Below are 13,517 nucleotides of genomic sequence, written 5' to 3' on the forward strand. Positions count from 1 at the left end.
TCAATGAAAACTCGAACGTCGGGGGGAAGATGTGAGCGGTCCGACGCACTTGGACGACGTCCTGTATCCGGACATCGAGCCGTACGACACGGGGATGCTGCTGGTCGGCGACGGTCATCGGATGTACTGGGAGCAGTGCGGAAATCCCGACGGAAAGCCGGTCGTGTTCCTGCACGGCGGGCCCGGCAGTGGCGCATCGGCCTGGCACCGGCGGTTCTTCGATCCGCAGCGGTACCGCATCGTGCTCCTCGACCAGCGCGGGTGCGGGCGGTCGACACCGCACGCTTCCGAGCCGAACGCAGACCTGCGCCACAACACCACCTGGCACCTGGTGGCCGACCTCGAACTTCTGCGCAAGAACCTCGGCATCGACCGCTGGCAGGTCTTCGGCGGGTCGTGGGGGAGCGCCCTCGCGCTCGCATACGCGCAGGCGCATCCTTCCGTGGTCACCGAGATAGTGCTGCGCGGCATCTTCACGCTGCGCCGCCACGAGTTGGAATGGTTCTACGAAGGCGGCGCCTCGGCGCTGTTCCCCGACGTCTGGGAAGACTTCGTCGCCCAGGTGCCGGTTCTCGAGCGCTCGCGCATGATCGAGGCGTACCATCGGCGGCTGCGCGACCCCGACCCGGCCGTGCACGTGCCGGCGGCCGTGGCCTGGTCGCGGTGGGAGGCCGAGACCATCTCGCTGCTTCCCGACGACGACTATGTGGCCCACGCCGTCGAGCCCGACCACGCCGTGGCGTTCTCGCGCATCGAGAACCACTACTTCCTGCACGGCGGGTGGTTCCGCGAGGGGCAGCTCATCGAGCGGGCGGCGTCGCTGCGCGGCATCCCGGCCGTCATCGTGCAGGGCCGCTACGACATCTGCACGCCGATGATGACCGCGTGGGAGCTGCACCGTGCCTGGCCCGAGGCCGAGTTCGTCGTCGTGCCCGACGCCGGCCATGCCGCCAGCGAGCCCGGCATCGCCCGCGCGCTGCGCGCGGCGACCGACCGCTTCGCGGCGACCGACCGCTTCGCGGCCTCGGAGCGCTTCGCGGCCTCGGAGCGCTGAGGCGCTCCCCGCGCGGGCGCGGGCGCCGGCGCGGGCGCCAGGGCGGGGCGTTGGGCGCGGGGCGTTGCCGGCGTTCGCCGTCCCATCTGGTCGCTTCCCCGGGCTGATGCGACGATTCCGGCCGGCGTGTTTGCTGCCGGACGCGTTTTCCGTCCCGAATGGTCGCTTCCCCGGGCTGATGCGACGATTCGGGCCGGGTCTCCTGGTGCTCGGCGGTGCTTCCGGTGCGGCCCTTCCTGGTGCTGCTGCTGTTCGCCGTCCCATGTGGTCGCTTTCCCGGGCGGATGCGACGATTCGGGCCCGCGTGTCTGCTGCCGGACGCGTTTGCCGTCCCGTGTGGTCGTTTCGTCGGGCTGATGCGGCGATTCGGGCCGGCGCTCCTGGTGCTCGGCGGTGCTTCCGGTGCGGCCCTTCCTGGTGCTGCTGCCGTTCGCTGTCCCATGTGGTCGCTTCCCCGGGCTGATGCGACGATTCGGGCCGGCGTGTCTGCTGCCGGACGCGTTTGCCGTCCCGAATGGTCGCTTCGCCGCGCTGAACCGACGATTCGGGCCGGCGTTTTGTCGGGTCCGGCAGCGTGTTTGGCGTTCGCCGTCCCGTGTGGTCGTTTCGTCAGGCTGATGCGACGAACTGGGCCGGCGCTCCTGGTGCTCGGCGGTGCTTCCTGTGCGGCCCTTCCTGGTGCTGCTGCCGTTCGCTGTCCCATATGGTCGCTTCGCCGCGCTGATGCGACGATTGGGGCCGGCGCTTCGTGGGGTCGGCAGCGTGTCTGGCGCTCGCCGTCTCATGTGGTCGCTTCATCGGATTGGTGCGACGGTTCGGGCCGGGTCTCCTGGCGCCGGCGGCGTTCGCCGTCCCGTGTGGTCGTTTCGTCGGGCTGAACCGACGATTCGGGCCGGCGTTCGACGGGGGCTGGCCGCGAAGCCGAGACGCCGAGACGCCGCGACACCGCGACGCCTCGACGCCTCGAAGCCCGAGGCCAGCAGGGTCCTAAGACCCCAGCAACCCGGCCGCGGCCACGGCATCGCGCTCGGCGACGAGCTCGGCGACCGACGCGTCGATGCGGGCCCGGGCCCGGGCATCCACGTCCAGTCCCTCGACGATCCGATATCCGCTGCCGTCGCTGGCGACCGGGAACGACGAGATCAAGCCGGACGGCACCCCATACTCGCCGTGCGAGACGACGGCGGCCGACGTCCACCCGTCGCTGCGTCCCAGCATCCAGTCGCGCACGTGGTCGATGGTGGCGTTGGCCGCGGATGCCACAGACGACGACCCGCGGACCTCGATGATCTCGGCCCCACGCCGCGCCACTCGCGGCACGAACTCGTCGTCGACCCAGGCGGCTGCCTGCTCCGCCCCGCCCAGGCGTGCGGCCAGGGCGTCGAGCGCCGGGGTGCCATCGACCGTCGCGTGTGCGACATCCGGAAACTGCGTCGCCGAGTGGTTGCCCCAGATCGCCACGTCGCGGATCGCGCCGGGGCTCACGTCGAGGATGGCGGCGAGCTGTCCGACGGCCCGGTTGTGATCGAGGCGGGTGAGGGCGGTGAACCGGTCATCGGGCAGATCGGGGGCCGATGTGCGCGCGATGAGCGCGTTCGTGTTCGCGGGGTTGCCGACGGCCACGACGCGCACGTCGGCGGCGGCGTGCTTCTGGATCGCTGCGCCCTGCGGGCCGAAGATGCCGGCATTGGCCGCGAGCAGATCGGCTCGTTCCATGCCCGGCCCGCGCGGGCGCGAGCCGACCAGCAGCGCGATGTTGCAGCCATCGAAGCCGACCGCGGCGTCGTCGGTGACCTCGACATCGCGCAGCAGGGGGAACGCTCCGTCTTGCAGCTCGAGCGCCGCGCCCTCGGCCGGCTTCAGCCCCTGCGGAATCTCGAGCAGACGCAACCGCACCGGGTGGTCGGGCCCGAGCATGTCGCCAGCCGCGATGCGGAACAGCAGGGCATAGCCGATCTGGCCCCCCGCGCCGGTGATGGTGACGGTGGTGGCTGTCATGATGCGAGCCTATTCTGCCGCCGCGCTCGGCGCATGGGCACCGGGCGGCGTTCAAATCTCAGCTAGATCGGCGTCTATTCGGTCTGGAAAGCGGTTTATCGGGTGGTCGGGCTCGACATGGGCTGAGTTTTGAGCGGGGAGGCGGGGAGGCGGGCAAGTGGGGCGGCGGGGAGGCGGGCGAGTGGGGAGGCGGGGGCGGGCGAGTGGGGCGTCGGGCGAGTGGGGCGTCGGGCGAGTGGGGAGGCGGGGCGGGCGAGTGGGGCGTCGGGCGAGTGGGGAGGCGGGGCGGGCGAGTGGGGCGTCGGGGGAGGCGCGGCGGCGGGAAGCGTCCGAGTCCGAGTCCGAGTCCGCGTCGACGTGGCGACGGGCCGCCGCGCCCCGCGCACGGCGCCGCGCGGCGTTCAAATCTCAGCTAGATCGCCGCCGATCCGGTCGGGAAAGCGGTTCATCGGGCGGCCGCGGTCGAGATGGGCTGAGTTTTGAACGGTGGAGCGGCTCAACACCCAGTTCACGCCGCGTGCATCGCGCCGCGCGCAGCGCGCCGGCGCCCCTACCGCCCGCGGATCAGATCGGCAGCGACCTCGCCGATCACGATCGCCGGGGCGTTCGTGTGCCCGTGGATGATGCGCGGCATGACCGAGGCGTCCGCGACCCGCAGCCCCTGAACACCGCGCACCCGCAGGTGCGGATCGACGACGGATGCCGCATCCGCACCCATCCGCGCGGTACCCACCGGGTGGTACAGCGTGTGCGAGTAGCGTCGCAGCGACAACTCGGCGCGCTCGGCGGCGCTCATCCGCTCGCCGCCGACCGGCTGCACCCAGCCGCCAGTGGTGACGGCGCGCAGCGCGGAGGTGTCCAGCAGCCGTTCGCACGCGGCGAGTCCGGCCAGCATCGTCTCGGTGTCGATGGGATCGGACAGATACGCCGGATCGATCAGCGGCTTGTCGGCCGGATCGGCCGAGGCCAGCCGCACGGTGCCGCGGCTGTGCGGCTGCAGCAAGATCGCGCCCACGGTGATCCCCTCGCCCGGCAGCGGCACCAACCCCTCGCCGACGTACGGCGCGGCCGCGAAGATGATCTCGATGTCGGGCAGTCCGGCCGGCTCGCCGGCGGCATCGGCCACATCGGTGCGCACGAACCCATACGCCTCGGCGACGTTCGAGGTCAGCATCCCGCGCCGCCGGGTGAGGTACCGCAGCAGCTGCCCGACCTTCTCGGCCGTGTACAGCGTGCCGCCGTGGGCGGCCGGCGCCAGCCCGGCGACCAGGTGATCTTGCAGGTTCGCGCCCACCTCGGGGGCGTCGACGATGATCGGGACGCCGCGGTCCCGCAGATGCGCGGCCGGTCCGATGCCCGACAGCTGCAGCAGCTGCGGAGTGTTGATGGCCCCGCCGCACAAGATCACCTCGCGCCGCGCGAGCGCGTGCCGAGTCACGCCGTCGATCTCGACGTACACGCCGGTGGCCCGCACCGCTTCACCGGGCGCGCTGTTCGCCGCCGCCTCACCAGACAAGCCGCTCGGCGCCGCCTCACCAGACCAGCCGCTCGGCACCGCCTCGCCAGACAAGCCGCTCGCCGCCGCTTGACCAGACAAGCCGCTCCCCGCCGCCTCACCAAACGCGCCGCCGGCCCGGCCCGCCTCACCAGACACGCCGCCGGCCCGCCCCGCCTCACCAGACAAGCCGCTCTCCCGCGCCCCTTCACCGAAAGTCACGCGCCGCACGAACGCGTGGGTGATCACGCGCAGATTGCGGCGGCCGGATGCCGGGCGCAGATACGCATCGGCGGTCGAGGCGCGTGCACCCCGATCGTGGGTCACCATCGTCTGCGAAAACCCCTGGCCCGCGGGCAGGTTCGCGGGCGTGACCGGGTATCCGGCCTCGCGGGCGGCGTTCAGGAAAGCGGCGGTGTGCGCACGCGGGTCGCGCTGGTGCTGCACGTGCTGCGCACCCGCGGTGCCCTGCGTGGCATCGGCGGAATCCTGCGTGCGTTCCAGGCGCTGGAAGTACGGCACCAAGCCATCCCACGACCACCGCGGGCCCGCGGCATCCGCCCACGCGTCGTAATCGGCGGCGAATCCGCGCACCCACATCATCGCGTTCAGCGACGACGAACCGCCGAGCGTCTTGCCTCGCGGCCAGTACACGGTGCGCCCCTCGAGGTGCGGCTGCGGCACGGTGTCGTAATTCCAGTCGTACGCGCCGCGGAAAAGCTTCGAGAACGCCGCCGGCACGTGCAGTTCGAGCGCCTTGTCGGGCCCGCCGGCTTCGAGCAGCAGCACCTGGGTGGTCGGGTCTTCACTCAGGCGTGCGGCCAGCGCCGCTCCCGCGGAGCCTGCGCCGACGATGATGTAGTCGGCTTCGAGGGCGCCCCTCACGACGACACCGCCGCATCACTGCCGAGACACGATGCGCAGGTCACACCGGCACGCGCCCGCGCCGCCGCCTGTTCACCCGTCGCGCGAGGAGCGATCCGACGATCGGGCAGGGCACCCACGACACCCAGCCGAGCCAGGGATAGAGCCGGTCGAACTGGTCGGCGGCGATGATCGCGCCGTTCTCGGCCCGGATCACTACGGCGGCGAAGGTGAGGCTGAAATTCGTGATGATCCAGAACCGGTGTGCGACGATATCGTGCCGGATCAGGATGCCGCGCAGCGCCATCATCAGGGTGCCGAGCCACAGGATCCCCAGCGTGCAGAATCCGCTGGTCACTATCAGTCGGCCGCCGGGGATGATGCCCGGATACGCATGGAACGACATGAAGATCGCGCATGTCGCCGAGATCGCCACGGCCACCGCATAGACCGCACCCACATAGCGGTGCGTGCGGGTGTATCCGTTGCGAAGAGCGTTGACGAGGTTGACCGGTCCGCAGGCGAGCGCGATGGTTCCGGCGCCGATGTGGCCGAGCAACGGTACGACGTAGGTCGCGTACGTCTGCTCCTGCTGCTCGAAGTAGTAGTCGCGCAGAAACGGCATCGCCGGCAGCATCACGAAGTACAGCGTGCTCATGGCGAGCGCGACCAGCGCGCTGGGCACCAGCACGAGCAGGATCACGGAGAGGTATCCGCGGTGCGGGGATGTTGCTGTCAGGGCTGTCGAGGCGGCGTCGGATGCGGCCACGCAGACAGTGTGCCACCGGGGTCAGACAGTCGCCACTGTCCATTCGTGCGCATCGGATGAGTTCGGGTCGTGCGCATCGGGCGGGCTCGGGTCGTGCGCATTGGACGGGCTCGGGCGGTGCGCATTCGACGGGCTCGGGCGGTGCGCATTCGACGGGTTCGGGCGGGCAGCTCGCCGCGAGCAGGCCGCGGGTCACGAGCGCATCGCCCGGGTCAGGGTGGCGATGAGCCCCGGGATGCTGTGGTGCATGTCCCACCGGGTCAGGCCCTCGCTCACGGCGGTGCCGGTGCGCGCATCGACGAACCACGGCGGCTTGGGCAGCACCGAGAAGCGGGTGCGGCGGCCCAGCGATCGCGGGAACGGACGGAACGGTCCGCGCATGATCGAACGTTCGACCCGGCTCAGCAGCAGAGTGTTGTGCACGACACCGATGCCGCTGGTCACCTCGGCGAGCGTGCCGCCGGGGTACGCGCCCCACGACAGCACCGGGGTCGCGAACACGATGCCGGTCCAGGCGTTGATCGCGATGCCTCCGTAGCGCAGCTCGGCGATGGCCCGCTCGAAGCCGTCGCCGAGCGCATGTTCGGTGTCGGGGTCGATGAGCACGTTCGCACCCAGCGTGCCGGCGAGCTTGTCGTTGGCGTGCGCGACGGCCGCGTCGAGGAACTCCTGCCCGTTGCCGGGGAGTTCGACCACGCCGAGCACCGGGGCGAAGTACTCGGTGGTCTCCAGCGCCTGCGCATCGTCGTCGGTGCCGAGCTCGACCAGGGCCCGGGTGTGGTCGGCGCTCCACTGGGCGTCGGGATAGTCGGCGGATGCGGCATCCAGTTTTCCGGCGCTGTTCGGGTACCAGACCGGGCGCTGCGGGGCCGACGCGTATGCGGCGCGCAGCGCGGTGAGAAAGGCGTCGCGCTGCGGCCAGTCGCGGCTGACGATGACGACTTGCCCGGCGATGCAGTTGTGTCCGCTGTTGTGCAGCCGCATGGTCGCGATGTGCGACGCCTGGTAGGCGAGGTCGGCTTTGGTCCAGCGCCCGGGCACCACGATGATCGGCGAGACACCGCCCAGCTCGGCGGTGATGGGCGTGGTCAGTTTCGGGTCGCCGGCCTTCTTGCGGCGGGTGGCCTCGGCCCCGGTGCCCCACACGATGGCGTCGAACGTGGTCGCAGCCCCGGTGATGTGGACGTGCGAGAACGCCTTGTGGCCGGTCAGATATGCGCCGACGTCGCCGCCGCCGCGCACGATCCGCAGAAAGCCGGGTTCGATCAGCGGCGCCAGCGCGCGCTCGAAGATCGGCACCAGGGTGTCTTGCGTGGGGTTGACCTTCAGCACGCTGAGGCGGTTTGCGGCCAACAGCTCGTAGAACACGTCGAGCACCGGGATCGCCGTGATGTTGCCGGCGCCCAGCACGAGCCCCACGGTGGCCGGATCGGTGGGATGGAGCTGGCCGAGGCCGGCGGTGGCGATGGCCTCGTCGCGGGTCACGCCTGGTTCGAGCCAGACCTCGCCGGTGAAGCCCGAGAGCAGCAGCCGGTCCATGCTCTCGGCGGGGAACACGTGCGCCCGCACGCGTCCGCCGGGTGCGGCGTCGAGGGTCGCGCTCGCCAGCGGACTCACGCCCGTCGCCAGCGCGCGCAGGGTCGAGATGTACCCGTCGATGGCTTCGAGCACGGCGTACGGCCCTGCCAGCCATTCCTCGCCGAACAGCGGATTCGACTCGTCGAGACCCTTCGCATGCGCGGCCGCCGTCGCCCATTCCTCGGCGCAGGTGACCACGGCCGCGCGCACCCGCTCGAACAGGCGGGCTCGCTGCTCGAGGGTCAGCAGACTCCATGACCGGGTGCCCGTCTGCACGGCGGCGATCGCGGCGTCGAGGTCGGCACGCGTGCTGTCGGGAAGAGTGGGGGATGCCGCGGCCGCGCGACGCGCGGGAGCTTTGGCTGTCGCCGGGCCTTGCGAAGGTGCGCGGCCCGATCGCGGTCGGGAACGTGCCGGGCTGTGGCCGGTCTGCTCTGGACTGTTCGCGGATGTCGGCACGGTGCTCTCCTTCGCGCGGGGTTTCTCAGTCTACGGTGGAACCGCGTATCGCCACCGGTGGAATTGCGTGTCAGGATCCGTGCGATCCGGTGGCACCGGGTGCGGTGTGGCCAGGCTCGATGTCGCTGCGGCGCAGTCGGTATCTTCCCAGGGCGACCAAGCTCAGCACGATGAGCACCGCGGGAACGGCACTGAAGCTCACGACGATGCCCGTGACTGCGGCATCCGGTTGCGTCACCGTCATGTCTGCTGTCGAGGAGACGTAACCGGTGACGGCGAGGATGATCGACAGTACGGTCGCGCCCAGCGCCATGCCGGTGGTCTCGCCGGCGGTCCAGACGCCGCTGAAAGTGCCGGCGCGGCCCGGGCCGTGTGCACGCTCGTCGTGCGAGATGACATCGGGCAGCATAGCCATCGGCAGCGACTGCATTCCGGCGTAGGCGATCCCCGCGACAGCGACCGGCGCATACGCCCAGGCGCCGGGTGCGAACCGCAGCCCCAGTAGCGAGAGGGCGGCGAGGGCGAAGAGCACGCTCGCGTACGCGAAGGTGCGCTCCTTGCCGAGCCGGGCGGCGATCGCGCCCCAGACCGGTGCCGCCAGGAATGCCGGGGCGATGAGGGCAGCGAACAGCAGTTCGACGGCGGCCTCGGAGTGCAGCACCCAGGTCGCGACGTACTGGGCGCCGGTCAGCATGAGTCCGGTGGCCAGGGCCTGCAGCAGGTACGCCGACAGCAGGGTGCGGAAGGGTGCGCTGCGCCGCAGTGTGTCGATCCCCTCCGCGTACTGCGCGCGGATGTTCAGCCGCCCGGTGGCCGAGCGCGGCTCGAGTCCGTTCTCGTTCGTTGGGTGAAGGCCGGGTCTGTTCTCGGGCGTTGAGTGCGGGGCAGATCCGTTTCCGGTCGTTGAGCGCGGGTTGGCTTCGTTCTCGGTCGTTGAGTGCGGGTCGGGTCCGTCCCCGGTCGTTGAGCGTGGGCCGGGTCCGTTTTCGGTCGTTGAGTGCGGGTCGGGTCCGTTTTCGGTCGTTGAGCGAGGGCCGAAGGCCCGAGTCGAAACGCCCCCGCGACCTCGGTCCGACCCGCCCAGCGCGCTCGCCGCGCCCGCGCCTGCGTGCTTCGCGACCGTGGTGGCCACCAGCATCCCGACCGTCAGCACGATTCCCGCGACCGCGCCCATGATCAGATATCCGGTGGCGGGGTCGCCGCCGAGCCGGCGCAGCGCGGGCCCGCCGGCACCGAACAGCAGGATGGCGAGCGTCAGCACGACGACCCGCCAGGTGAGCAGCCGGGTGCGCTCGTTGTAGCCGGGGGTGAGCTCTGCCGGCAGCGCGATATACGGCACTTGGAACAGGCTGAACGCGGTCGCCGTGAGCAGAAACGCCACCAGCACCCAGATCGCGCCGAGCACCGGCCCCAGTGCGGGCGGTGTCGCGAAGGTGAGAGCGAAGAACAGCCAGATCGTGCATGCCCCGACGAGCATGAGGCGTCGGCGCGTGCCGTGTCGCGCGCGGTCGCGGTCGCTGAGGGCGCCGACGATCGGGTCGATGATGACGTCCCAGACCTTCGCCGCCGTGATGACGATGCCGGCGACGATCGCGGCGACACCGAGCGAGTCGGTGAGGTAGTAGGTCAGCACCAGTCCGGGCAGGGTCGCGAATCCGCCCGTGCCGATCGAGCCGATCGCGTAGCGGGTGATCACGCTGGGGCGCAGCCTTGGGGCGCGCGACGCGGCCGTTTCGGGTGCAGCGGCGTCGGGAGCGTCGATGCTCATCCGGCCAGTGTATGCCGACTGACAACGTCGGCGATTCGCTCGCGCTGCCCGGTCTTCGCTTGCGCTGCCCGGTTCACACCCGCGCTGCCCGGTTCACACTCGCGCTGCCCGGTTCACACTCGCGCTGCCCGGTTCACACTCGCGCTGCCCGAATCCGCACTCGCGCTGCCCGAATCCGCACTCGCGCATGCGAATGACATGCGCGAGTGCAGAAAGGGGCAGCGCGAGCGTCACCACCGTGCTGAATCGGGGCGCGCGTGCAGAGCCGGGGCGCGTGCAGAGCCGGGGCGCGCGTGCTGAATCGGGGCGCGCGTGCAGAACCGGGCAGCGCGTGCACAGCCGGGGAGCGTGCGGATACGGGGAGCGCGTGCCGAACCGGGGGAGCGCCTCGGCGTCACTCGCCAGGCGCGGTGACGACAGCGCCTCAGCGATCGCCGGGGGCGCGCAGCGCGTCCGTCACCGCCGCCATCCCTTCGACGATCTCGGCGAACGAGGTCGACAGCGGCGATAGTCCGATGCGCAGCCCGCCCGGGTCGCGGTAGTCGGGAATCACATCCCGCTCCCACAGCCGGGCGGTCACGTCTCGCATGGCCGCATGCGAGAGCGTCACGTGCCCACCTCGCACCGCGGCATCCCGCGGCGACGCGACCTCGACGCCCAACGGCGCGAGCCACGCGTCGGCAAGCCGCACGACGAACGACGTCAGCGCGACCGACTTGGCGCGCACGGCGTCGATGCCGACCTCTTCGAGCAGCGGCAGCATGTCGCGCAGCGCGAGCATGCCGGTGATCGGCGGAGTGCCCGACAGAAAACGCCGCATGCCCGCGCCGGGCGCATACGTCGGGCCCATCGCGAACACGTCGGCCGCACCCATCCACCCCTGGATCGGCTGGGTGAGCGATTCCTGCAACGCGGTGGCGACGTACGCGAACGCGGGTGAGCCTGGCCCGCCGTTCAGGTACTTGTAGGTGCATCCGACGGCAAGATCGAAACCCCACGCGTCCGCCTGCACCGCAACCGCCCCCGCCGAGTGGCAGAGGTCCCACACGATGAGTGCACCGGCGTCGTGTGCGAGAGTGGTGAGTGCTGCGGCATCCGCCATATGCCCTGAGCGGTATGCGACGTGGCTGAGCAGCACAACGGCGGTCGACGCGCCGAGGACAGACGACAGATCGGATGCCGTGACCCCGCCGTCGCGCGGCACGTCGATCCACCGCACCCGTCCGCCACGCTCGCGCGCGATGCCCTCGACGAGAAAGCGATCGGTGGGAAAATTGTCGCGGTCGACGACGATCTCCACGCGGGCAGGATCGGCCCCGTGCACGTGATCGAAGGCTGCGCGCAACAGCTTGTACAGCAGCACGGTCGTCGAATCGCCGATCACGGTCTGCCCGGGCGCGGCACCCAGCGCCACGGTGCCCAGCCGGTCGCCGAGTGTGAACGGCTCGTCCATCCAGCGCTCATCCCATCCGCGAATGAGCCGGCCGCCCCACTCATCGCGCACGAAGGTGCCGAGGGCATCGGCGGTCGCGCGCAGCGGGCGGCCCAGCGAGTTGCCGTCGAAGTACACCAGCGGCGATTCGGCTCCGACGAACAGCGCGCGATGCTCGCGTAGCGCGTCGGTGGCGTCGAGGGTGGATGCCTCGGCCCGCGCATCGGCCAGTGGCAGAAGATCACGGCTCATGCGGGGTCAGCTCCTCGGTCGGCACGACCGTTGCCGCGCCCAGCCATTCCGGGATCTCTCCCTCATCGGCCGGCGGCGGGCCGGCCACGAACGTGGCGACCGCCGTCTCGGGGCGGGCCAACGGCCAGGGATCGGTGAGCGCGTCGATGAGGGCCGGACCCCGCACGCCGGCGGTGTGCAGCGCCTGCAGTTCTTCGACGAGAAGTCCGGCATGGCGCGGCCCATTGCCGAGATCGGTGCCGTACAGCACGGTGCCTCCGGCCGCGGCGAAGCGACTCAGATTCTCGATCGCCAGCGACGGGTCGTCGTTGATCGTGAGGGTCGAGATCCATCGCTGACCGGCGGCGACGGCGGTCGCGATCAGGTCATCGTCGACGTGCTCGCTGAATGGCGTGTGCGCGAGCGCGTCGGCTGCGGCATCCACCGCCATGCGGGTCATGCCCTCCCCTTCCACGTGCACGACCACCGGCAGCCGGCGGGTGTGCGCCGCCGCGATGATCGCATGGAGCGTGGAACGGTCGAAGACCGGCCCGGCTGCCGAATTGAGAGCCACCTTGATCACGCTGGCTCCGGCATCCGCCATCTCGTCGACGCTTGTGCGCGCTCCGCCGGCCACTCCCGGATCGGTCGACGGCGAGGTCACCATGTGCACGATCTGCGCCGGTGCCCACGGCTGAAAGGTCGGATATCCACCCGGCACGGTGAGGAAGGCACCTGCATATGCGATCTGCGGAATACCGCGTTTGGGGCGGCGGGCGAAATATGCCGGATCGCCGCCGAGGTCGAGAGCCGCGGCGATTCCGCGGGCCGGCAGCGCGTGTTCGTTGACCAGATGCAGGTGCAGGTGGTGGTCGATGAACGACGGCAGGGCGATGCCCTCCTGCCCGGTGAGGGCGCGCCGGCAGGCGCTGACCCGAGTGCCCAGGAGCGCCTTGAGTCGCTCCGGATCGACGTGTGTCATGTCATTCCCCGATCTCGGTGCGCACTGCATACAACTCGGGGAAGAATGTCAGATCGAGCGCGCGCTTGAGAAAGCTCACGCCACTGGATCCGCCGGTGCCCCGCTTATGTCCGATGATGCGCTCGACGGTCTTCAGATGCCGAAAGCGCCACAGCTGAAAATTGTCCTCGAGGTCGACGAGTTCTTCGCAGGTCTCGTACGCGCCCCAGTGGGCGTCGGTGTCGGCGTAGATCTTGGCGAACACCGGCACCAGCTCGGGGGTGAACTGCCACGCCTTTGTGACATCGCGCTCGAGCACCGCGGGCGGAACTTCGTGCCCGGCCCGCGCGAGCAGCCGCAGGAATTCCTCGTACAGGCTGGGGGCCTCCAGCGCCGCGCGCACGAGCGCGAGGTTGTCGGGATCGGACTCGAACACGCGCAGCATGCCGGCGTGCTTGTTGCCGAGGGTGAACTCGACGGCCCGGTACTGCGCCGACTGAAACCCGCTGGCATTGCCGAGGATGCCGCGGAACTGCGCGTACTCGGTGGGAGTGAGGGTCGCCAGCACCGACCACTGATCGGTGATCGTCTTCTGAATGTGCTTGACCCGCGCAATGCACTTCAACGCATGCGCGAGCTCGTCGGCACGCAGGTGCGCGCATGCGGCACCCAGCTCGTGCAGAATCAGCTTGAGCCACAGCTCGGTGGTCTGATGCTGGATGATGAACAGCAGCTCGTCGTGGTGCTCGGGTTCGCTGAGCGGATGCTGCGCCCGCAGCAGGGTCTGAAGTTCGAGGTAACCGCTATAGGTCATTCGGTCTTCGAAGTCGGTGACGACCGTGTCTTCGATGGCCCTGGTGTTGCGTTCGACCGCTTCGTCCACGACCTCAACTCTAGGTCGTCGCGCC

The 13,517-nt window shown here is 70.4% G+C and carries 9 protein-coding genes; 1 reads left to right on the forward strand and 8 read right to left on the reverse strand.

The window, feature by feature from the left end:
• Window positions 1-31: 31 nt before the first annotated feature.
• A complete protein-coding gene (gene pip, locus ET475_RS07990; protein WP_129388326.1) occupies window positions 32-1,054 on the forward strand; it encodes a prolyl aminopeptidase in 1,023 nt (340 codons plus the stop codon).
• Between the two features lie 987 nt (window positions 1,055-2,041).
• Here the strand turns inward: pip and ET475_RS07995 are convergent.
• The 8 genes from ET475_RS07995 to kynA all read right to left on the reverse strand — a co-directional run bounded on the left by ET475_RS07995 (window position 2,042) and on the right by kynA (window position 13,492).
• Window positions 2,042-3,052, reverse strand: a complete 1,011-nt coding sequence (locus tag ET475_RS07995; protein ID WP_129388329.1) for a malate dehydrogenase — start codon at window positions 3,050-3,052, stop codon at window positions 2,042-2,044.
• A gap of 550 nt (window positions 3,053-3,602) precedes the next feature.
• A complete protein-coding gene (locus ET475_RS18085; RefSeq protein WP_242497805.1) occupies window positions 3,603-5,432 on the reverse strand; it encodes a GMC family oxidoreductase in 1,830 nt (609 codons plus the stop codon).
• A 40-nt stretch (window positions 5,433-5,472) separates the two neighbouring features.
• Window positions 5,473-6,180, reverse strand: a complete 708-nt coding sequence (locus ET475_RS08010) for a DUF2306 domain-containing protein (protein ID WP_129388332.1) — start codon at window positions 6,178-6,180, stop codon at window positions 5,473-5,475.
• 192 nt (window positions 6,181-6,372) lie between these two features.
• The gene (locus ET475_RS08015) at window positions 6,373-8,217 is read right to left on the reverse strand and encodes an aldehyde dehydrogenase family protein (RefSeq protein WP_129388335.1); all 1,845 of its coding nucleotides are present in this window, start codon (window positions 8,215-8,217) and stop codon (window positions 6,373-6,375) included.
• 70 nt (window positions 8,218-8,287) lie between these two features.
• On the reverse strand, window positions 8,288-9,985 hold the full coding sequence (locus ET475_RS08020; RefSeq protein ID WP_129388338.1) for an MFS transporter: 1,698 nt from the start codon (window positions 9,983-9,985) through the stop codon (window positions 8,288-8,290).
• Between the two features lie 424 nt (window positions 9,986-10,409).
• Window positions 10,410-11,669, reverse strand: coding sequence for a kynureninase (locus ET475_RS08025; RefSeq protein WP_129388341.1), 1,260 nt, complete (start codon window positions 11,667-11,669; stop codon window positions 10,410-10,412).
• Complete coding sequence (locus ET475_RS08030) at window positions 11,659-12,630, reverse strand: amidohydrolase family protein (RefSeq protein WP_129388344.1); 972 nt, start codon at window positions 12,628-12,630, stop codon at window positions 11,659-11,661. Before ET475_RS08030 ends, ET475_RS08025 begins: the two co-directional genes overlap by 11 nt.
• A gap of 1 nt (window position 12,631) precedes the next feature.
• Window positions 12,632-13,492 carry a tryptophan 2,3-dioxygenase gene (kynA, locus tag ET475_RS08035; RefSeq protein ID WP_129388347.1) on the reverse strand — a complete coding sequence of 287 codons (861 nt, stop codon included), beginning with the start codon at window positions 13,490-13,492 and terminating at the stop codon, window positions 12,632-12,634.
• Window positions 13,493-13,517: the final 25 nt, after the last annotated feature.

The organism is Microbacterium protaetiae, from assembly GCF_004135285.1.
GTDB classification, from domain to species: Bacteria; Actinomycetota; Actinomycetes; order Actinomycetales; family Microbacteriaceae; genus Microbacterium; species Microbacterium protaetiae.